Source organism: Sulfitobacter sp. PM12 (assembly GCF_045586035.1).
Taxonomy (GTDB): Bacteria; Pseudomonadota; Alphaproteobacteria; order Rhodobacterales; family Rhodobacteraceae; genus Sulfitobacter; species Sulfitobacter pontiacus.
Window position 1 is genome coordinate 380888 of record NZ_CP151529.1, and the last position, 19441, is coordinate 400328.

The 19441-nt window shown below is 62.0% G+C and carries 16 protein-coding genes; 12 read left to right on the top strand and 4 right to left on the bottom strand.

Translation table 11 applies throughout. The features are described from left to right. The first annotated feature begins 16 nt into the window (after positions 1 to 16). The 3 genes from xylB to AADW22_RS01775 are packed head-to-tail and all read left to right on the top strand — an operon-like array spanning position 17 to position 3498. Positions 17 to 1450 carry a xylulokinase gene (xylB, locus tag AADW22_RS01765; RefSeq protein WP_407474125.1) on the top strand — a complete coding sequence of 478 codons (1434 nt, stop codon included), beginning with the start codon at positions 17 to 19 and terminating at the stop codon, positions 1448 to 1450. Positions 1451 to 1469: 19 nt separating this feature from the next. Further along, positions 1470 to 2768, top strand: coding sequence for a xylose isomerase (gene xylA / locus AADW22_RS01770; RefSeq protein ID WP_407474126.1), 1299 nt, complete (start codon positions 1470 to 1472; stop codon positions 2766 to 2768). A gap of 52 nt (positions 2769 to 2820) precedes the next feature. Then, the gene (locus AADW22_RS01775; RefSeq protein WP_407474127.1) at positions 2821 to 3498 is read left to right on the top strand and encodes a DUF1045 domain-containing protein; all 678 of its coding nucleotides are present in this window, start codon (positions 2821 to 2823) and stop codon (positions 3496 to 3498) included. Positions 3499 to 3561: 63 nt separating this feature from the next. Here AADW22_RS01775 and ahcY read toward each other — a convergent pair whose 3' ends face one another. Both ahcY and AADW22_RS01785 read right to left on the bottom strand, forming a co-directional pair. Then, on the bottom strand, positions 3562 to 4950 hold the full coding sequence (ahcY, locus tag AADW22_RS01780) for an adenosylhomocysteinase (protein ID WP_407474128.1): 1389 nt from the start codon (positions 4948 to 4950) through the stop codon (positions 3562 to 3564). 108 nt (positions 4951 to 5058) lie between these two features. Beyond that, positions 5059 to 5361, bottom strand: coding sequence for a hypothetical protein (locus tag AADW22_RS01785; RefSeq protein WP_005850714.1), 303 nt, complete (start codon positions 5359 to 5361; stop codon positions 5059 to 5061). A gap of 71 nt (positions 5362 to 5432) precedes the next feature. Between AADW22_RS01785 and AADW22_RS01790 the strand changes: the two genes are divergently transcribed. Beyond that, positions 5433 to 6026, top strand: coding sequence for an HD domain-containing protein (locus AADW22_RS01790; RefSeq protein ID WP_037965663.1), 594 nt, complete (start codon positions 5433 to 5435; stop codon positions 6024 to 6026). Continuing rightward, positions 6026 to 6511: a GNAT family N-acetyltransferase gene (locus AADW22_RS01795; protein ID WP_407474129.1), complete on the top strand. Its 486-nt coding sequence runs from the start codon at positions 6026 to 6028 to the stop codon at positions 6509 to 6511. Before AADW22_RS01790 ends, AADW22_RS01795 begins: the two co-directional genes overlap by 1 nt. Positions 6512 to 6515: 4 nt before the next feature. Here the strand turns inward: AADW22_RS01795 and AADW22_RS01800 are convergent, their stop codons facing one another. Together AADW22_RS01800 and AADW22_RS01805 are read right to left on the bottom strand one after the other, a co-directional pair. Next, positions 6516 to 7070 carry an ActR/PrrA/RegA family redox response regulator transcription factor gene (locus AADW22_RS01800; protein WP_037942457.1) on the bottom strand — a complete coding sequence of 185 codons (555 nt, stop codon included), beginning with the start codon at positions 7068 to 7070 and terminating at the stop codon, positions 6516 to 6518. Positions 7071 to 7145: 75 nt separating this feature from the next. Then, positions 7146 to 7766 carry an SCO family protein gene (locus AADW22_RS01805; RefSeq protein WP_181358622.1) on the bottom strand — a complete coding sequence of 207 codons (621 nt, stop codon included), beginning with the start codon at positions 7764 to 7766 and terminating at the stop codon, positions 7146 to 7148. A 99-nt stretch (positions 7767 to 7865) separates the two neighbouring features. Between AADW22_RS01805 and regB the strand changes: the two genes are divergently transcribed. The 7 genes from regB (at position 7866) to addA (ending at position 19429) form a co-directional block, all read left to right on the top strand. Beyond that, complete coding sequence (gene regB / locus AADW22_RS01810) at positions 7866 to 9263, top strand: sensor histidine kinase RegB (protein ID WP_243250930.1); 1398 nt, start codon at positions 7866 to 7868, stop codon at positions 9261 to 9263. 133 nt (positions 9264 to 9396) lie between these two features. Continuing rightward, complete coding sequence (locus AADW22_RS01815) at positions 9397 to 10908, top strand: PAS-domain containing protein (RefSeq protein ID WP_407474130.1); 1512 nt, start codon at positions 9397 to 9399, stop codon at positions 10906 to 10908. 51 nt (positions 10909 to 10959) lie between these two features. After that, positions 10960 to 11430 carry a tRNA (adenosine(37)-N6)-threonylcarbamoyltransferase complex ATPase subunit type 1 TsaE gene (gene tsaE / locus AADW22_RS01820; RefSeq protein WP_407474131.1) on the top strand — a complete coding sequence of 157 codons (471 nt, stop codon included), beginning with the start codon at positions 10960 to 10962 and terminating at the stop codon, positions 11428 to 11430. Further along, complete coding sequence (locus tag AADW22_RS01825) at positions 11418 to 12431, top strand: aminoglycoside phosphotransferase family protein (protein ID WP_407474132.1); 1014 nt, start codon at positions 11418 to 11420, stop codon at positions 12429 to 12431. Before tsaE ends, AADW22_RS01825 begins: the two co-directional genes overlap by 13 nt. Further along, the gene (locus tag AADW22_RS01830) at positions 12407 to 13099 is read left to right on the top strand and encodes a nucleotidyltransferase family protein (protein ID WP_260004364.1); all 693 of its coding nucleotides are present in this window, start codon (positions 12407 to 12409) and stop codon (positions 13097 to 13099) included. The genes AADW22_RS01825 and AADW22_RS01830 overlap by 25 nt, the downstream gene beginning before the upstream one ends. Beyond that, positions 13092 to 16055 (top strand): double-strand break repair protein AddB, encoded by a 2964-nt coding sequence (gene addB, locus AADW22_RS01835; protein WP_407474133.1) that lies wholly within the window; start codon positions 13092 to 13094, stop codon positions 16053 to 16055. The genes AADW22_RS01830 and addB overlap by 8 nt, the downstream gene beginning before the upstream one ends. Beyond that, positions 16052 to 19429: a double-strand break repair helicase AddA gene (gene addA, locus AADW22_RS01840; RefSeq protein WP_407474134.1), complete on the top strand. Its 3378-nt coding sequence runs from the start codon at positions 16052 to 16054 to the stop codon at positions 19427 to 19429. Before addB ends, addA begins: the two co-directional genes overlap by 4 nt. Positions 19430 to 19441: the final 12 nt, after the last annotated feature.

The following is a 19441-nucleotide window of genomic DNA, read 5'->3' on the forward strand; positions in this document are numbered from 1 at the left end:
GACAAAGGGGAAAACCATGTTTCTGGGGCTTGATCTGGGCACCTCTGGGCTGAAGGCCCTGCTGGTGGACGACGCGGAAAACATCATCGCGGAAAGCGTGGCACCCTTGCAGGTGTCGCGCCCCCACGATGGCTGGGTCGAACAGGACCCGCGCGATTGGTTCACCGCCTGCGCCGATGCGATTGCGGGGCTGGGGGTTGATCTGGCCGCTGTGCAGGGCATCGGGCTTAGCGGGCATATGCATGGCGCGACCCTGCTGGATGGTGCGGGCACGCCGCTGCGCCCCTGCATGCTGTGGAACGACACCCGCGCCGCGGCACAGGCCGCCGCGATGGATGCTGATCCCCTCTGGCGTGCGGTCACGGGCAACATTGTGTTCCCCGGTTTCACCGCGCCCAAAGTGGAATGGGTGCGCGACCATGAGCCCGATATTTTCGCCCGCATTGACAAGGTGCTGCTGCCCAAGGACGCGCTGCGCTTCTGGCTGACCGGCGACGCCGTTTCAGAGATGTCGGATGCCGCAGGCACAAGCTGGCTGGATACCGGCGCGCGCGACTGGTCCGACGCTTTGCTGGAAAGGTCCGGCCTGACGCGAGTGCAGATGCCATCACTGGTCGAAGGATCGCAGGTATCAGGGCATCTAAGCGGCTCTATCGCTGCGCAACTGGGCCTACCTGCGGGGATCCCCGTTGCGGGGGGCGGCGGCGATAATGCCGCCTCGGCCATCGGGATGGGTGTGGTGAAACCGGGGCAGGCGTTCGTCTCGCTTGGCACCTCGGGCGTGCTGTTTGCCGCGACGCCGGGCTATGCCGCAGCACCTGAAAGCGCGCTGCACAGCTTTTGCCACGCGTTGCCGGACCTGTGGCACCAGATGGGGGTGATCCTGTCGGCCACGGATTCGCTGAATTGGCTGGCCGGTGTGTTGAACGAGGACGCGCGGACGCTCACCTCTGATCTGGGCGCGTTGCAGGCCCCCGGCCGCACGATCTTTATGCCCTATCTGGGCGGAGAGCGGACGCCCCATAACGACGCCGATATCCGGGGCGGTTTCCTGCATCTGGCCCATAACACCGACCGCGCCGCCATGACCCGCGCGGTGCTGGAAGGGGTCACCCACGCCCTGCGCGACAGTTTCGACGCGATGCGGCAAACCGGCACGCGGATCGACAGCCTGATTGCCGTCGGTGGCGGGTCTAAATCCGACTACTGGCTGTCGGCCATTGCAACGTCGCTGAACATGCCGATCCAGCTGCCCGCCGCGGGTGACTTTGGCGGTGCCCTTGGGGCTGCGCGCTTGGGTCGTATGGCCGCCACCGGTGCCGGGGCCGAGATCGCCGTGCCACCCCCCCTTTCCCGCGTGATAGAGCCTGTTCCAGCCCTGGTAGATGCCTTTTCAGAGGCCCACGCCCGATATTCAGACACGTATAGCGCCGTAAAACATTTGCGCTAAGACAAGAAGGACCATCCCCATGACCAGCTTTTTCGACGGCATCCCGACGATCTCTTACGACCCGCAAGCGGACCACGATTTCGCCTATCGCAGCTATAATCCCGACGAGATGCTGATGGGCAAGACGATGGCAGAGCATCTGCGCTTTGCCGTCGCCTATTGGCACAGTTTCGCATGGGAAGGCGGCGACCCTTTTGGCGGTCAGACCTTCCTGCGCCCGTGGTTCGACACCACGATGGACGCCGCCCGCACCAAGGCTGACACCGCGTTTGATATGTTCAAGATCCTCGGTCAGCCGTATTTCTGCTTCCACGACGCCGATGTCCGTCCCGAGGGCGATACCTTTGCCGAAAGCACCGCGCGGCTGCACGAGATCACCGATTACTTTGGCGAAAAGATGGAGCAGACGGGCACCAAGCTGCTGTGGGGCACGGCCAACCTGTTTTCCAACCGCCGCTATATGTCGGGTGCTGCCACCAACCCCGACCCCGATATTTTTGCCTATGCCGCCGCGACGGTGAAGGAATGTATCGACGTCACCCATAAGCTGGGCGGCGAGAATTATGTGCTGTGGGGCGGGCGCGAAGGCTATGAAACGCTGCTGAACACCGACCTGAAACGCGAACGCGAACAGGCGGGGCGTTTCTTGCAGATGTCCGTCGAATACGCCCGCAAGATCGGCTTCAAAGGTGCCATCCTGATCGAGCCTAAACCGCAGGAACCGACCAAACACCAGTATGATTACGACGTTGCCACCGTCTATGGTTTCCTCAAGGATTACGGGCTTGAGAACGAGGTGAAGGTGAACATCGAACAGGGTCACGCCATTCTTGCCGGGCATTCGTTTGAACACGAATTGGCCATGGCCTCGGCGCTTGGGATTTTCGGGTCGATCGACATGAACCGCAACGATTACCAGTCAGGCTGGGACACCGACCAGTTTCCCAATTCCGTCCCCGAAGTCGCGCTGGCCTATTACGAAGTGCTGAAAGCGGGCGGTTTCACCACCGGCGGCACCAACTTTGACGCCAAACTGCGCCGCCAGTCGCTGGACGCCGAGGATCTGATTTTGGCCCATGTCGGTGCGATGGATGTCTGTGCCAAGGGCCTGAAAGCCGCCGCCGCGATGCTGGAGGATGGCAAGCTCGAAGCGGCGCGTGACGCGCGCTATGCCGGTTGGGCCTCTGAACGCGGCCAAGGCTTGCTGAGCAGCGATCTGGAGACGATCAACGCGCAGGTCAAAGCCGATGCGCTGAACCCGCAGCCCGCCTCGGGCCGTCAGGAAGCGCTGGAAAATCTGGTTAACCGCTATCTTTAAGCTGTTACATGGCGCTGTTAGGGGTCTAGGCTGACCGATAAGGGGGCCCAAGATGTTCAAACGCTACGCCATTTACTATACGCCGCCGCCGGGGGATTTCGCCCGGCGGGGCGCGGCCTGGTTGGGTTGGGATGTGCAGGCGGGCGAAGCTGTCGCACATCCCGATATCGCGGGGCTTGATATTGCCAAGCTGACCCAAAGACCACGCAAATACGGGCTACACGGGACGGTCAAGGCGCCGTTCTTTCTGGCCGACGCCACCAGCGCGGCACAGCTGACCGATGGCCTCGCCGCCTTTTGCAAAGGGCAAGCGCCGGTGCAGTTGGATGGGCTGGCCCTGTCGCAGATCGGGCGGTTTCTGGCGCTGGTGCCGCAGGGCGACACGACCGCGCTTGGCAGTCTTGCGGCCTCTGCCAATGTGGTGCTGGACGCCTTCCGCGCGCCGCTGTCAGAGGCGGAGTTCACGCGCAAGAACGCCCCCTATCTGACCGATCAGCAGCGGATCTACCTCAAAACCTACGGATACCCCCATATTATGGAGTATTTCCGCTTTCACATCACCCTCACCGGGCCGCTTGCGCCCGATCAGATCGACCCCGTAAAGACGGCTCTGCACCGCTATTTAGGGTCCTATACCCCTGCCCCATTCACCATCGATAGTCTGACGCTTTGTGGCGAGGACGCACAGGGGCGTTTTCACGAGGTCGAACGCTTCGCGCTTGGCAGCTGACCCACAAAAAACGCCGCCCTGCATCCCTGCAAGGCGGCGTTCTGTCAGACGGTATGAACCGGCTTAGTAGCGGTAGTGTTCGGGCTTGAACGGGCCTTCGGGTGTGACGCCGATATAAGCGGCTTGTTCGCTGCTCAGCTGGGTCAGTTTCACGCCGATACGATCAAGGTGCAAACGAGCGACTTTCTCGTCCAGATGCTTGGGCAGGATATAGACCTTGTTCTCGTATTTGCCGGTGTTTTCCCACAGTTCGATCTGCGCCAACACCTGGTTGGTGAAAGACGCGGACATGACGAAGGACGGGTGACCGGTCGCGTTGCCGAGGTTCAGCAGACGGCCTTCGGACAGCAGGATCAGACGGTTGCCCGAAGGCATCTCGATCATGTCGACCTGTTCCTTGATGTTGGTCCACTTGTGGTTCTTCAGCGCGGCAACCTGGATTTCATTGTCAAAGTGGCCGATGTTGCCAACGATCGCCATATCCTTCATCTCGCGCATATGCTCGATGCGGATCACGTCCTTGTTGCCGGTGGTGGTGATGAAGATGTCGGCACTGTCCAGCACGTCTTCCAGCAGGACAACCTCGAACCCGTCCATCGCGGCTTGCAGCGCGCAGATCGGGTCGGCTTCGGTCACTTTCACGCGGGCACCGGCACCGGCCAGCGACGCGGCAGAGCCTTTGCCAACGTCGCCATAGCCACAGACGACAGCAACCTTACCGGCCATCATCACATCTGTCGCGCGGCGGATACCGTCGACCAGCGATTCACGGCAGCCGTACTTATTGTCGAACTTGGATTTGGTGACGCTGTCGTTGACGTTGATCGCGGGGAAGGGCAGCTGTCCTTGCTTCACCAGATCATACAGACGGTGGACACCTGTGGTGGTTTCCTCGGACACGCCCTTGATCTGGTCGCGCATCTTGGTGAACCAGCCGGGGGATTGCTCCATCCGCTTTTGGATCTGCGCCTTGATCGCGACTTCTTCTTCCGACGTTGGCACGGGGATCACGTCTTCGCCAGCTTCGGCACGGGCGCCCAGCAGGATGTACAGCGTCGCATCGCCGCCATCATCAAGGATCAGGTTCGGGCCGTCGGGGAACTGGAAGGATTTATCCAGGTAATCCCAATGCTCTTCCAGCGATTGCCCCTTGATCGCGAAAACAGGCGTGCCGCCTTCGGCAATCGCCGCCGCCGCGTGATCCTGGGTCGAGAAGATGTTGCACGACGCCCAACGGACATCGGCCCCCAATGCGACAAGCGTTTCGATCAGAACAGCGGTCTGGATCGTCATATGCAGAGAGCCGACGATGCGCGAACCGGACAGCGGTTTGCTGTCGCCGTATTCCGCGCGCAAGGCCATCAGGCCGGGCATTTCGGTTTCTGCGATATCAAGTTCCTTGCGGCCATAGGCGGCAAGGCTAATGTCTTTAACGATGTAATCGTTGGCCATCGGGGCATCCTTTTTCAAAAGATCGGCTATGTATCGTATATTTGAAAAGGGCCGTAGCACTTTGATGCGGTGATCTCAACGGTGGCGGTCAAGCGTCACACGAAACGGTTACTCTGCCGAGGCGACGATCATCTCGTCCGTGGTCATCCCCGCCATCCAGTTTGCGCCCTGCGCGGTGACGCAGGCCATCCCGTTCGACAGGGTTTTTACAGCAGACCATGTGCCTGTGTCATCCGAAGCCCAGATTTGGACCGCGCCGTCGTCCTGGCCTTCAACCGGCGTTTCGCCGTACCAATCCACCAGCGACGCCTTCAGCTCTTGCGCGGGCATGCAGACATCGCTTGCCATTGCGGGTGCGGCCACGGTCCCGAGGCCAAGTGCGAGTGTGAGAGCAGAAATAACAGGTTTCATGATCGTCTCCTTCGTGGGAAGAACACGGCGAAACCCGCAAATGTTCCACGTGTCAAAGGCAGAGCAATAGAATGGCGCAGCAATCCCGTGCATGGCAACGTATGTTATCCGGCCGCAGGCTTGACCTGCTGGACCCGACGCCGGTCGATATAGAGATCGAGGATATCGCCCACGGGCTGGCCTTTGTCGCGCGGTGGAACGGGCAAACGCGGGGGGATTTTGCCTATTCCGTGGCCGAACATTCGCTGCTGGTCGAAACGATTTATGGCCGGATGAACCCCAAGGCCCCGCCAAAGTGGCGATTGGCCGCGCTGCTGCATGATGCGCCGGAATATGTGATCGGCGATATGATCTCTCCGGTGAAGGCGGCGGTCGGGCCGGAATATGGTGCGCTGGATGACCGGCTGATGTCCGCGATCCATATCCGCTTTGGCCTGCCTGCGGCGCTGCCGAAATCGGTCAAGCAGCAGATCAAGCGCGCCGATAAGGTCAGCGCCTGGATGGAGGCGACGCAGATCGCCGGTTTCTCGGAGGCCGAGGCGTCCAAGTTCTTTGGCCGGCCCAACCCCGATCTGATGGAGGGGCTGTCGATTGTGCTGCGCCCGCCGGTGGACACGCGCAATGACTTCACCGCGCGGCATCTGGATTTGCTGGGCGCGCTGTGATGGTCAAGGTCCGCCCGCCAATCGCGCTGGATGCCGGCAATATGGCGCAGCTGCTGAACGAGATCATCACCATCGGGGGTACCACCGCGATGACCCGCGCTGTCACCGGCAAGGATCTGACCGAATGGATGGCCAGCAACGCCGATCAAAGCGCGTGGCATGTGGCGCTGGACGATAAGGAGAACGTCGTGGGGTTCCAGTGGATCAGCCCGCACCCCGATCTGCCGCCCGAGGCCTGCGACATCGCGAGCTTTGTGCAGGTTGGTCGTACCGGTCTGGGCATCGGGTCCGCGCTGTTTGATGCCACCGCGCAGGCAGCGGCACGGCTGGGGTATGTCTGGATCAACGCCACGATCCGCGCCGACAACCACGGCGGGCTGACCTATTATCAAAGCCGCGGATTTCGCGACTGGCATTATGACGAAGGGGTCTCGCTTGCCTCGGGTCAGGTCGTGGACAAGATCAGCAAACGCTACGACGTGTAGCGCGTTACTGCGGGGACCGTTTTGCCAGGATGCGCTGCAAGGTCCGGCGGTGCATGTTCAGCCGCCGTGCCGTCTCGGACACGTTTCTATCGCAAAGCTCGTAGACACGCTGGATATGTTCCCACCGCACACGATCCGCGCTCATGGGGTTTTCCGGTGGCGGCGGCATGTCATCGCCCGTGGCCAGCAGCGCGTTCACGATGTCATTGGCATCAGCGGGTTTTGACAGATAATCCGTCGCACCGATCTTGACCGCGGCGACAGCGGTGGCGATGGCACCGTAGCCGGTCAGCACCACAACCCGCGCATCGGGGCGTTTGTCGCGCAGCACCTCGACCACATCCAGCCCGTTGCCGTCCTGCAACCGCAGATCGACCACCGCATAGGCCGCGGGCCGCGCGGTGGCGATCGCCACACCGGCGGCGACGGAACCGGCGGTTTCTACGTCAAAGCCGCGCTTCTCCATCGCCTTGGCAAGGCGTCGCAGAAACGGTTCGTCATCATCCACCAGAAGGAGGGACCGATCCTCGCCGAGATCAAGCGCATTTTCCTGAACCATATCATGCTCCGCTGGTTGAATGTTGTACCGGGACTTTATCCAGATATGTGGCGGTGGCCTAGCTTGGTCAAACTTTTACTGATGTTCCACAAAGCAGGCGACCTTGTCGGCCAGCTGTTCTGGCGGGACATCGCGGCGGAAGAAATCGACGAAACCTTCGCCCGGCATCACCAGATAGCTAAAGGTCGAATGGTCCACGAGGTAGTCTTCGCCTTCATCCTCATGCGCCTTGTAATAGGTGCGGTAGGCATCGCTTGCCGCTTTGACCTGTGCGGGCGATCCGGTCAGCCCGATCATCTTGGGGTGCATGTTGGCGGCGAAATCTCCAACAACTTCAGGGGTATCGCGGGCAGGATCGACAGAAATGAACACCGGCGTCACGGACATACCACGCGCCTCCAGCTCATCCACGGCGCGGGCGTTCCGGTCCACATCCAGCGGGCAGACGTCTGGGCAGAAGGTATAGCCAAAGTAAACGAGGCTGGGCTCGGTGATCACATCCGCGTCCGTCACGGTCTGGCCTTGGGCATTCACCAGCTCGAACGGCCCGCCCAATTCCGCGCCACCGGCCACGGCAGAGTTCTTGCACTGCGCGTATTTGTCGCTGTCGCCATCGGTCCGGTATACCAGCATCAGGGACACCGCCAGAAACGCCAGCACGACCAACACCGCGCCAATTGCCAACACTCTTCTCATATTCATTCTCCTGCGCGGTTAGGCGCTCTTGATCCCGGTCGGACACAGACCTACGCTTTCCCTTTATCAACGTAACCGACATTTTGAAAAGGTGCGCCGATGACGCAGGCCGCTAACATTCCCGTGGGTAGAGGCCTGGGCAAGGGCGCGCGCGCCAACTGGATCCGCCTGCGCACAATGATCGTGCTGCGGTGGGTGGCGATTGCGGGGCAACTGACGGCGATCACCGTCGCGCAACGCATCTTTGGCCTGCAGCTTGAACTGGGGCTGTGCTATTTCGCGATTGGCGTGTCGGTGATCGGCAATCTGATCGCCATTCTGGTGTTTCCCGAAAACAAGCGTCTGTCTGAGTATGAAAACCTGCTGATGGTGCTGTTCGATCTGGTGCAGCTGGCCTTTCTGCTGTTCCTGACGGGCGGGCTGCATAATCCGTTTTCGCTGCTGTTGCTGGGGCCGGTGACCATCTCTGCCACGGCGCTGAGCCTGCGGTCGACCATCGTGCTTTGTGGCACAGCCATTGGGCTGGCGACGGGGCTGGCGCTGTTTCACCTGCCGTTGATCACACAAGATGGGGGCGTGCTTGAGCTGCCGGGCATCTTTATCTTCGGCATCTGGATCGCGCTGGTGATCGCGATTGTGTTTTCTACCGCCTATTCCCGCCGCGTCACCACCGAGATCCATTCGATGGCCGACGCCTTGGCCGCCACCCAGATGGCGCTGGCGCGCGAACAGAAGCTGACCGACCTTGGCGGCGTGGTGGCCGCTGCCGCACATGAACTGGGCACTCCCCTTGCCACGATCAAACTGGCCAGCAGCGAGCTGTGGAATGAACTGCAAGACCAGCCCGATCTGGCCGAGGATGCCGCGTTGATCCGCGATCAGGCGGACCGCTGCCGCGATATTCTGCGCGACATGGGGCGGGCGGGCAAAGACGATCTGCATCTGCGCCAAGCCCCCTTGATGACGGTGCTTGAAGAAGCCGCCGAACCCCACCGGATGCGCGGCAAAACGTTTACCTTTACGCTCGGGCCAGATGCCGGGGACGCCGCCGACCAGCCCGCGATCCTGCGCCGACCCGAGATCATCCACGGCCTGCGCAACCTGATGCAGAACGCGGTGGATTTCGCCGCCACAACAGTCTGGGTAGAGGCGAACTGGTCTGACACGGTGATCTCGGTCCGGATATTTGACGATGGTACGGGTTTTCCTCCGCATATCCTTGGCCGCATCGGTGACCCTTTCATGCGGCGGCGCCCTTCGGACCGCAGCAACGCGCGGCGCCCCGAATACGAAGGCATGGGGCTGGGGCTGTTTATCGCCAAGACCTTGCTTGAACGCTCGGGTGCGGAGCTTCGCTTTGCCAATGGGCCGGACAGCGCCCCCAAGACGGACACCCCCGTCGGTGCGGTGGTCAAGGTCACATGGCCCCGCGAAAAGCTGGATGCGCATCACGGCGAAACGCCCCTGCCCACCGGAGAGAACACGCGCTTCACGTGATCCATGCGGCAGCGGCGTAGGGGGCACCAAAGACGATCTCGGCGATTTTCCGCGGCCATTCACACGGCGGTTAATAAACTGTTAACTATTTGGGCGCTTAACTGAGTGGAACCCTAAAGAATTGAGTCCCGCCGTGGCTTCCACCTTCGACATTGCGCTCGTGATCTTTGCCATTCTTTCGAGTGGCTATATCGCCTATCTCTGGCTCGATAACGCAGAGACCGCCGACAAGGCCGATCCGCGGGGGGAGCCCGAGCTGTCCTATCTTTTTGACCACGGGGTATTGCAGCACGCCTCTGGCACGACAGCGCAGTTTTGCCCGCTAGAGGCAGGGTTTCACGAATGGTCCGACTTGCATCACAACGTGTCAGGTCGCTTCGCGATGTTCCCCGACAAACCCCCTTCGACGCCCGAAGGCCAGTTGATCGTCCCGGCCACCGACCCCAAGATTCACACGCTGATCCGCATCACCTGGGAAAAGCACCTGTGCCGCGTGGTGGTGCTGGACCCCAATGATATGGGCGTCGATCTGCGGTCAGAGGCAGAGGTCACGCTGACGCGGCTACGCTCTACCGTGTCGGTGCCGCTTTGGCATACGGACCATGCAAACCGACTGCTTTGGTACAACGATGCCTATCACGAGTTGTTTAACGCCTGTCACCCCGGTCAGGCGATTGAAACCCAGCGGCTGTTTCCCAGCGATTTCAGCAACGCGACCCACCGTCTGTCCTTGCGCGACCGGACCACGGGGGTGAAAGACTGGTACGCGGTCACCCACAGCCAATCGCGTAGCATCAACTGCTATCAGGCGACCTGCATCACCACATTGGTCCGCGCCGAAGAGGCGCAGCGCAATTTCGTGCAAACCTTGACCAAGACCTTTGCGCAGCTGTCCATCGGGCTCGCGATATTTGACCGCAAGAGCCAGTTGGTGCTGTTTAACCCGGCGTTAATCGACCTGACCGGATTGGGAGCGCAGTTCCTGAGCGCCCGCCCCGCGATCCAGACCTTCTTCGACAAGCTGCGCGAGGCGCGCAAAATCCCCGAGCCCAAGGATTATGCCAACTGGCGCACCACCGTGTCCGAGCTGATCAGCGCCGCCCATGATGGCCGCTATGAAGAGATATGGTCGCTTGAGTCAGGGCAGACTTTTCGGGTCAAGGGCCGACCGCACCCCGACGGGGCCACGGCCTTTCTGATAGAGGATATCAGCGCCCAGGTCAGCCTGACCCGCACCTTCAGGGCAGAGCTGGAACAGGGGCAGGCGATGCTTGATACGCTGGACGATGCCATCGTCGTCTTTTCGTCGTCGGGTATTCTGACCTTCTCTAACACCGCGTATAATGACCTTTGGGGTGTCGATCCCGACATGACCTTTGCCGATATCTCTATCCACGACGCCATTCAGGGCTGGCGCCGCCGGTCCGCCCCCAATCTGCTGTGGCAAGAGATAGAGGATTTCGTGACCAACCGCGAAGATCGCATGAAGTGGAGCATGCCGCTGTATCTTGCCAATGGTACAGAGCTGACCTGCCTGTTTTCCCCCATCGTGGACGGGGCCACGCTGATCCGGTTTCATCAGCCGAAAAAGCCGGTGGCAGAGATTGAAAACCCCGAAGCCGAGAAACCGCCACAAGACGCCTGACGCCCCGCTTTCGCCTTGCGGCGCACCACCACGCCCAAGTAACCTTGGCGCATGGCATCACACGCACTTGATCTTACGCTGCATGACGCAGACCAAACCGCCCGATTGGCCGTGACCCTCGGGCGCGCGCTCACTGCGGGCGACGTTGTTTTACTGACCGGCGACGTTGGCGCGGGCAAGACGCATTTCGCGCGGGCGCTGATCCAGTCGCTGCTGCCGGTGCCCGAAGACGTGCCCTCGCCCACCTTCACGCTGGTGCAGACCTATGACACCCCCGCCGCCGCGATCTGGCATGCGGATCTGTATCGTCTGACCTCTGTCTACGAGATCGAAGAGCTGGGGCTGACCGATGCGTTCAGCGATGCCATCTGCCTTGTGGAATGGCCCGACAGGCTGGGCGATCTGCGCCCCGAAGATGCGCTTGATCTGACGTTGACGGTCACCGGCGACGACACACGCCGGCTCTCTGCCACGTGGAACGACGATAAATGGCCCGAAAAGCTGGGGGCATGGCGCAAATGAACGACCGTATGACTGCCTTGGACAGCTTCCTTGCCGATGCGGGGTGGGCACAGGCGCGGCGCGATCTGCTGGCCGGGGACGCATCGAACCGCCGCTATGACCGTCTCACCCTTGATGATGGCCGCACCGCCGTGCTGATGGACGCCCCCGCCGACAAGGGTGAAGACGTGCGCCCCTTTGTCCGCATCGCCGATTGGCTGCGTGCCCAAGGGGCCAGCGCGCCCGAGATTTACGCGCAAGACGCCAGCAACGGCTTTCTGCTGATCGAGGATCTGGGCGATGACCTGTTTGCGCGGCTGATGGTCCAATCGCCCGCGATGACCCTACAGCTTTATACCGCCGCGACCGACTGTCTGCTGGACCTGCACAAGGCCCCGCCCCCCGATCTGCCGCTCTGCGATGCCGATTGGCTGACAGAGGCGGCGCAGATGGTGTTTGACTGGTACGCCCCCGACAGCGGCGCCGCAGCGGAGTTTAACACCCTCTTCACCCCGCTGGCCCGCGCGCTGGACAATAGCCCCCGTGTGATCATCCTGCGCGATTACCACGCTGAAAACCTGTTGTGGCGGCCCGAGCGGACGGGCTCTGCCCGCGTGGGGCTGCTGGATTTCCAAGACGCGCTGCAGGGCCACCCCGCCTATGATCTGGTGTCGATCCTGCAAGATGCGCGGCGCGATGTGACCCCGCAGATCGAGGCGGCGATGATCGCCCATTACATCCAGCACAGCGGTCAGGATGATGCCGCCTTCCGCAGCGCCTATGCCTTGCTTGGCCTGCAACGCAACCTGCGGATCTTGGGGATCTTTGCACGGCTTTGCCTGCGCGACGGCAAGGCGCACTACGTCGATTTCATCCCCCGCGTTTGGGGCTATGTGCAGCGTAACCTTGATGATCCGGCGCTTGCGCCCTTGGCCAAAGTGCTGCGTCCCGCCCTCCCCGCGCCGACCCCCGATTTTCTGAAGGATTTGAAAGCCAGATGCGCCACGCCCCAGATGCCGTGATGATGTTTGCCGCCGGCTTCGGCACGCGGATGCAACATCTGACCAAAGACCAGCCCAAGCCGATGATCCCTGTCGCGGGCAAGCCGTTGATCGACCACGCGCTTGATCTGGCGCGCGGCGTCGCGCCGCGGCGGATCGTCGTGAACCTGCACTATAAGCCCGACGCACTGCTGGATCATCTGGCAGGGCGCGACGTGCAGACGATTGTGGAACAGCCCGATATTCTGGAAACCGGCGGCGGGCTGCGCAACGCGCTGCCGCTTTTGGGCGACGGACCGGTCTTTACGATGAACACCGATGCGATCTGGGCGGGCCCCAACCCGCTGTCCTTGCTGGCAGACGCATGGGACCCCGACAGGATGGATGCGCTGCTGATGGGCGTGCCGGTGGCGCAGGCCGTGGGGCATGGCGGCGACGGAGACTTTACGATGGGCACCGACGGCGCATTGAAACGCGGGCCGGGGGTTGTCTATGGCGGGGTGCAGATCATCAAAACCGACTTGTTAGAGACGATTTCAGAGCGTGCATTCTCGCTCAACCTCTTGTGGGACGTGATGCTGGACCGCGGGCGGATGTACGGGCTGTCCTATCCCGGCGGCTGGTGCGATGTTGGCCACCCCGGCGGGATCACCCTTGCCGAAGACATGCTGGACGCCGCCGATGTTTGAACCGCAGGACGCACCGCGCGTTTTCGGGCTTGCCCCCGGCATCGACTTCCCCAAGGAACTGGTGCGGGGTTTGCTTTCGCGGCTGGAAGGGCACCCGGCCCATGCCATCGGGCGGATCGATCTGGTGGTGAACACCCGCCGGATGCAGCGGCGTTTGCGCGATATTTTTGACGCGGGCCCGCCCAGCCTACTGCCGCGCATCCATCTGATCGACAACCTTGATACACTTGGCAGCGGCGTTGACCTACCGCGCCCCGGTCCTGCTCTACGCCGCCGGTTAGAGTTGATTACGCTGGTGTCAAAGCTGCTGGATCAAGCGCCTGAACTGGCCCCGCGCGCATCGCTTTATGACCTATCGGACAGTCTGGCGCAGTTGATCGACGAAATGCAGGGCGAAGGCGTGCCGGTCGAGGCCGTGACCGAGCTGGATGTCAGTGACCAATCGGGCCATTGGGAACGCGCGAAACAGTTCCTCGCCATCGCGCACCAGTATCTGGGGGAAAGCGTCACCCGCCCCGATCCGCGTGCGCGACAACGTCAGGTCGCACAGCGCCTGATCGCAGAGTGGGAGCAGAACCCGCCCCGGCATCCGGTGATTGTCGCAGGCTCTACCGGATCGCGGGGCACCTCTGCCCTGCTGATGGAGGCGGTGGCAAAGCTGCCGCAAGGCGCGCTTGTGCTTCCGGGTTTCTGTTTCGACATGCCGCAAGCGGTCTGGACCGATCTGGGCGAGGATCAGGAAAAGATATCGCAGGATCATCCACAATACCGGTTCCGCGACCTGCTGCGCCAGCTTGAAATGTCGCGCAGCAAGATCGAGGCCTGGACCGACACGCCGCCGCCCTCTGCCGCGCGCAATGCATTGGTGTCGCTGTCCCTGCGCCCTGCCCCTGTGACCCACGTCTGGCTGACCGAAGGGCCGAAACTGCCCGATCTGCATCAGGCCACCGAAGGGTTAACCCTGATACAGGCCCCCACCCCGCGTGCCGAAGCGCTTGCGATTGCGCTGCGCCTGCGGCAAGCGGTCGAGGACGGCAAAACCGCCGCGCTGATCACCCCGGACCGGATGCTATCGCGTCAGGTGACCTCGGCGCTGGACCGGTGGAACATCCTGCCCGACGACAGCGCGGGCCTGCCGCTGCATCTGTCGCCTCCGGGTCGGTTCTTGCGTCACGTGGGCGATCTGTTCCTGCGCAAGCTGGATTCCGAAGCCTTGCTGACCCTGCTGAAACATCCGCTGACCCACAGCGGCGGCGATCGCAATTTTCACCAGCTCAACACCCAACGGCTGGAACTGCAACTGCGCCGCGACGGGCTGCCCTATCCGGATGCGGAAGGTGTGTTGAAACTGGCGCGCAAGACGGTATCGCGGTCGAAAGACCCCGCGCAAATGGATGTCTGGGCCGACTGGGTCGGCACCCATCTGACTGATTGCGAACTCACCGGCGACCGGCCGCTGGAAGACTGGGTCGCCCTGCATATGGCGCTGGCCGATGCCATCGCCGACGGTGCCACGCCAAGCCAGCCCAACGGGTTGTGGCAGCATCACGCGGGCGAAGAGGCGGCGAAGGTGATGAACGATCTTGCCGAAAACGCGCCCTATGGGGGCGAGATGTCGGCGGCGGATTACACCGATCTGGTGGGTGCCCTGCTGCAACAGGGCGAAATCCGCGACCGCGACGCGCCGCATCCCAACGTCATGATCTGGGGCACGCTAGAGGCCCGCGTGCAGGGCGCCGATCTGGTGATCCTTGGCGGGCTGAACGACAGCACATGGCCCGAAGCCCCGCCGCCCGACCCCTGGCTGAACCGCCAGATGCGCCTGAAGGCCGGTTTGCTGCTGCCCGAACGGCGGATCGGCCTGTCGGCCCATGACTATCAACAATCCATTGCCGCGCCCGAGGTCTGTTTGACCCGCGCGATCCGGTCGGACGAGGCTGAGACCGTGCCTTCGCGCTGGCTGAATCGTTTGGGCAACCTGCTGAATGGCTTGCCCGCGCAGGGCGGTGATGCAGCGTGGAAGGCGATGATCAAACGCGGCGACCACTGGTTGGATCAGGCCCGCGCGCTGGAAACCGTGACCCGTGTGCCCCCCGCGCCGCGCCCGTCGCCGCGCCCGCCCCGTGCCGCACGCCCCCACGCGCTGTCCGTGACAGAGATCAAGCGCCTGATCCGCGACCCCTATGCGATCTATGCAAAACACAGCCTGAAACTGCGTGCGCTGAACCCGCTGGTGCAATCGCCAGACGCGCCTGTGCGCGGCATCATCGTGCACGAGATCATGGAACGGTTCATCAAATCGGTGACAGCGGAGCCTGCGCTTTTGACGAAAAGCCACTTGTTAGAGACTGCCCGCACCGTGTTAGAGGCCGAAGCCCCCTGGCCCGCCGCGCGCGTCATGTGGCTGACCAAGATCGAACGGATTGCCGATTGGTTCATCGAAAACGAATTGCACCGACAAAGCTATTCCACCCCCGCCGCTTTTGAAAAAGGCGCCAAGGGCAGTCACGATTTCCCCGATCTGGGGTTTACCCTTATGGGATTTGCCGACCGGATCGACCGGACCGAAGATGGCGATATTCTGATCTATGACTACAAGACCGGCACACCGCCCAGTGTGGCCGAGCAGAAAGCCTTTGATAAGCAGCTGCTGCTCGAAGCCGCGATGGTCGAGGAAGGCGGGTTTAAAGAAATCGGCCCCGCCCCCGTTGCCCAAGCCGCCTATATCGGGCTTGGCAGCAAACCGGTGGAACGCCCAGCGCCGCTTGAGGATGAGCCCCCGCACGAGGTGCTGGCCAAGCTGCACGCGCTGATCACCAGCTACCTGTCGGATGAACAGGGGTTTACCGCGCGCCGGATGGTAAAAACCACCGATTTCGCGGGCGATTATGACCAGTTGGCCCGGTTTGGCGAATGGGATGCCACGACCGAACCCACGCCGGAGGATCTGACATGACCGCCCCCTTTGACGACGCCACCCGCGCCCAGATCGACGCGGCGCGGCCCGATGCCTCTACGTGGTTGGGGGCGAATGCGGGGTCGGGTAAGACCCGCGTGCTGACCGACCGCGTGGCGCGGCTGTTGCTGAACGGGGTCGAACCGCAGCATATCCTGTGTCTGACCTACACCAAGGCCGCCGCGTCAGAGATGCAGAACCGGCTGTTCAAACGGCTCGGTGCCTGGGCCATGCTGACCGACGCCGATCTGCGTCATTCACTGTCGGAGCTGGGGGTCGAGGATGGCTTTACCCCCGAAAAGCTGCGCATGGCCCGCACCCTGTTTGCCCGCGCCATCGAAACCCCCGGCGGGCTGAAAATCCAGACGATCCATTCGTTCTGTGCGTCTCTATTACGGCGCTTTCCACTAGAAGCAGGGGTCAGCCCGCAGTTCACCGAAATCGAAGACCGCGCCGCCGATCTGCTGCGGGCCGAGATCGTGGACACCATGGCCGAGGGGCAGGATGCCGCGCTGATCACCACGCTGGCGCGGATGTACACCGGCGAGGACTTCAGCAAGCTCACCCGCAGTATCGTCGGGCAGCGCGAAGGCTTTGCCACTGTGCTGTCATGGGAAGATGTGCTGGCGCTGTTCGATCAGCCCGCCGACCTGACCGAGGACAAGATCACAACTTCGGTGTTTCTGGGATCAGAGGCGATGATCCTTGAACAGATGATCCCGCCGATGCGGGCCAAGGGCGGGCTGGACGGCAAAGCGGCGGAAAAGCTGGCGACGATCCAGACAATGGATATCTCTGCCCTGCCCGTTCTGGAAGACGTGATGCTGACCGGTGCGGGTGCCAAGGAACCCTTTACCGCCAAGGTCGGCAGCCTGCCCACGAAACCGACGCAAAAGCTGCTGTTTGATCTGATGCCGCAGGTCGATGACCTGATGCGGCGGGTCGAAGATGCCCGTGACGCGCGGCTGGCGCTGCGGGCGGCGCAGAAGACCCATGTGCTGCATCAATTCGCGCATCGTTTCCTTGAAATCTATGCCCACGAGAAACAGAAACGCGGCTGGCTCGACTTTGATGATCTGATCCTCAAGGCGCGGGCGCTGCTAACCAACCCTGCGGTCGCAGCTTGGGTGCTTTATCGGATCGACGGTGGCATTGATCATATTCTGGTGGACGAAGCGCAGGATACCAGCCCGCGCCAATGGGATGTGATCGAACGGCTGGCGGATGAATTCTACAGCGGCGACGGTGCCCGAGAAGAGGAAGACCGCACGCTGTTCGTTGTGGGCGATAAAAAACAGTCGATCTATTCCTTTCAGGGGGCCGACCCGCGCGAGTTTGATCACAAACAGGATCTGTTCGAACAGAAAATCACCCAAGCGGGTCAGATCTTTCAACGGCGCAGTCTTGAATATTCGTTCCGATCGTCCTCGGCGATCCTGCAACTGGTGGATACAACGCTCGCCCCGCATACGGATGCAGGGTTTCAGGCGGATGCGGCGCATAAGGCGTTCAAATCCGCCCTGCCCGGCCGTGTTGATCTTTGGCCCGTGGTCGAGAAAACCGACGAACCCGATGACCGTGAATGGTCCGATCCTGTCGATCAGAAGTCGGCGCATCACCATACAGTCGTTCTGGCCGATCAGGTCGCGTCGCAGATCAAGGAACTGACCGAGGGCGAACATTATCTTCCCGTCGATACCGATACCCCCGGTGCCTTTGCGCGGCGGCGTATTCGGGCGGGTGACTTTCTGATCCTTGTGCAGCGGCGCAGTGATCTGTTCTCGGAAATCATCCGCGCGTGCAAAACCGCCGGTGTGCCGATTGCGGGCGCGGACCGGCTCAAGGTCGGGGCCGAACTGGCGGTCAAGGATCTGGCGGCGCTGCTGTCGTTCCTTGCCACGCCCGAAGACAGCCTGTCGCTGGCGACGGCGCTGAAATCGCCTCTGTTCGGGTGGACAGAGCAGATGTTGTTCACCCTGTCTCACTACCGCAAGGAAGATCACCTGTGGCAGGCCTTGCGCAGCAGCGATGCCTATCCTGAAACCGTTGCGATCCTCCGAGATTTGCGGGCGCAGGTCGATTTCCTGCGGCCCTATGACCTGATCGAACGTATCCTGACCCGCCATGACGGGCGCCGCAAGCTGCTGGCACGGCTGGGGTCAGAGGCAGAGGACGGGATCAACGCCATGCTCTCGCAGGCGCTATCGTATGAACGCGGCGCGATCCCCAGCCTCACGGGGTTTCTGGTGTGGATGCAGACCGACGACCTCGAGATCAAGCGCCAGATCGACAACGCCTCGGATCAGGTGCGGGTGATGACCGTGCACGGGGCGAAGGGGCTTGAGGCGCCGATCGTGATCCTGCCGGACACGGGCAAACGCCCTTTGGTGATCCGGGACGAGATCATCAAGATCGGTGACACGCCCGTGTGGAAACTGTCCGAAGGGGATATGCCCGCTGCCATGCGTGGCGCGCTGGACGACCGCAAGGCGCGCGAGATGGCCGAACGGCTGCGGCTGCTCTATGTGGCGATGACGCGGGCCGAAAAATGGCTGATCGTGGCCGCGGCGGGAGAGCTGCCCAAGGATGGCAACAGCTGGTATCAGATGGTCGGTGCCGCGATGGGTCAAGCCGGTGCCAAGCCGGTCGGCAGCTCGGGCGGGATGCGGTTTGAACATGGCGACTGGGATGCGCTGCCGGTGATCGACACCGCCCCCAAAACCCATACCACGCCAGTGTTAGAGCCTGTTTTCAACACACCCCTAACCGATATCCCACTGCGCGCCAAAACGCTGGCCCCTTCTGAGCTGGGCGGTGCCAAGGCCCTGCCCGGCGATGATGGCCAATCGGAAGATGCTGCGAAATCCTACGGCAATCTGGTACATAAGATGCTGGAAACCCTGCCCATGATGCACAGCGACCGCTGGAACGGGGTGCTGCACACGCTGGCGCAGGGGTATGACGAAACCGTCGCCCAAGCCGCCTTGAGAGAGGCGATCGCGGTCTTGGATACGCCCGAACTGGCCCATGTCTTTGGCAAGGACGCCTTGGCAGAGGTACCGATCACCGCGCCCTTGGGCACCGAACGGCTGCACGGGACAATCGACCGGCTTCTGGTGTCGGATACGGATGTATTGCTGGTGGATTACAAAACCAACCGCGTGGTACCCGATACGCCTGATCGCTGCCCCGAAGGGCTGTTGCGCCAGATGGGGGCCTATGCCGCCGCGCTGGCGCAGGTGTTTCCCGATCACCGCATCCGCACCGCTATTTTATGGACCCGTACCGCCACGCTGATGGAACTGCCCGACGCGCTGATCACAAACGCCCTATCGCGGGTGCGCGATCTTGACGGGACGCATGGGGCTACATAGGTTCCCACTCTA

Bases quoted from the DNA above. Each gene is read 5' to 3' on its own strand.
- xylB (WP_407474125.1), top strand. From the start codon at position 17: ATGTTTCTGGGGCTTGATCTGGGCACCTCTGGGCTGAAGGCCCTGCTG.
- xylA (WP_407474126.1), top strand. From the start codon at position 1,470: ATGACCAGCTTTTTCGACGGCATCCCGACGATCTCTTACGACCCGCAA.
- AADW22_RS01775 (WP_407474127.1), top strand. From the start codon at position 2,821: ATGTTCAAACGCTACGCCATTTACTATACGCCGCCGCCGGGGGATTTC.
- ahcY (WP_407474128.1), bottom strand. From the start codon at position 4,950: ATGGCCAACGATTACATCGTTAAAGACATTAGCCTTGCCGCCTATGGC.
- AADW22_RS01785 (WP_005850714.1), bottom strand. From the start codon at position 5,361: ATGAAACCTGTTATTTCTGCTCTCACACTCGCACTTGGCCTCGGGACC.
- AADW22_RS01790 (WP_037965663.1), top strand. From the start codon at position 5,433: ATGGCGCAGCAATCCCGTGCATGGCAACGTATGTTATCCGGCCGCAGG.
- AADW22_RS01795 (WP_407474129.1), top strand. From the start codon at position 6,026: ATGGTCAAGGTCCGCCCGCCAATCGCGCTGGATGCCGGCAATATGGCG.
- AADW22_RS01800 (WP_037942457.1), bottom strand. From the start codon at position 7,070: ATGGTTCAGGAAAATGCGCTTGATCTCGGCGAGGATCGGTCCCTCCTT.
- AADW22_RS01805 (WP_181358622.1), bottom strand. From the start codon at position 7,766: ATGAGAAGAGTGTTGGCAATTGGCGCGGTGTTGGTCGTGCTGGCGTTT.
- regB (WP_243250930.1), top strand. From the start codon at position 7,866: ATGACGCAGGCCGCTAACATTCCCGTGGGTAGAGGCCTGGGCAAGGGC.
- tsaE (WP_407474131.1), top strand. From the start codon at position 10,960: ATGGCATCACACGCACTTGATCTTACGCTGCATGACGCAGACCAAACC.
- AADW22_RS01825 (WP_407474132.1), top strand. From the start codon at position 11,418: ATGGCGCAAATGAACGACCGTATGACTGCCTTGGACAGCTTCCTTGCC.
- AADW22_RS01830 (WP_260004364.1), top strand. From the start codon at position 12,407: ATGCGCCACGCCCCAGATGCCGTGATGATGTTTGCCGCCGGCTTCGGC.
- addB (WP_407474133.1), top strand. From the start codon at position 13,092: ATGTTTGAACCGCAGGACGCACCGCGCGTTTTCGGGCTTGCCCCCGGC.
- addA (WP_407474134.1), top strand. From the start codon at position 16,052: ATGACCGCCCCCTTTGACGACGCCACCCGCGCCCAGATCGACGCGGCG.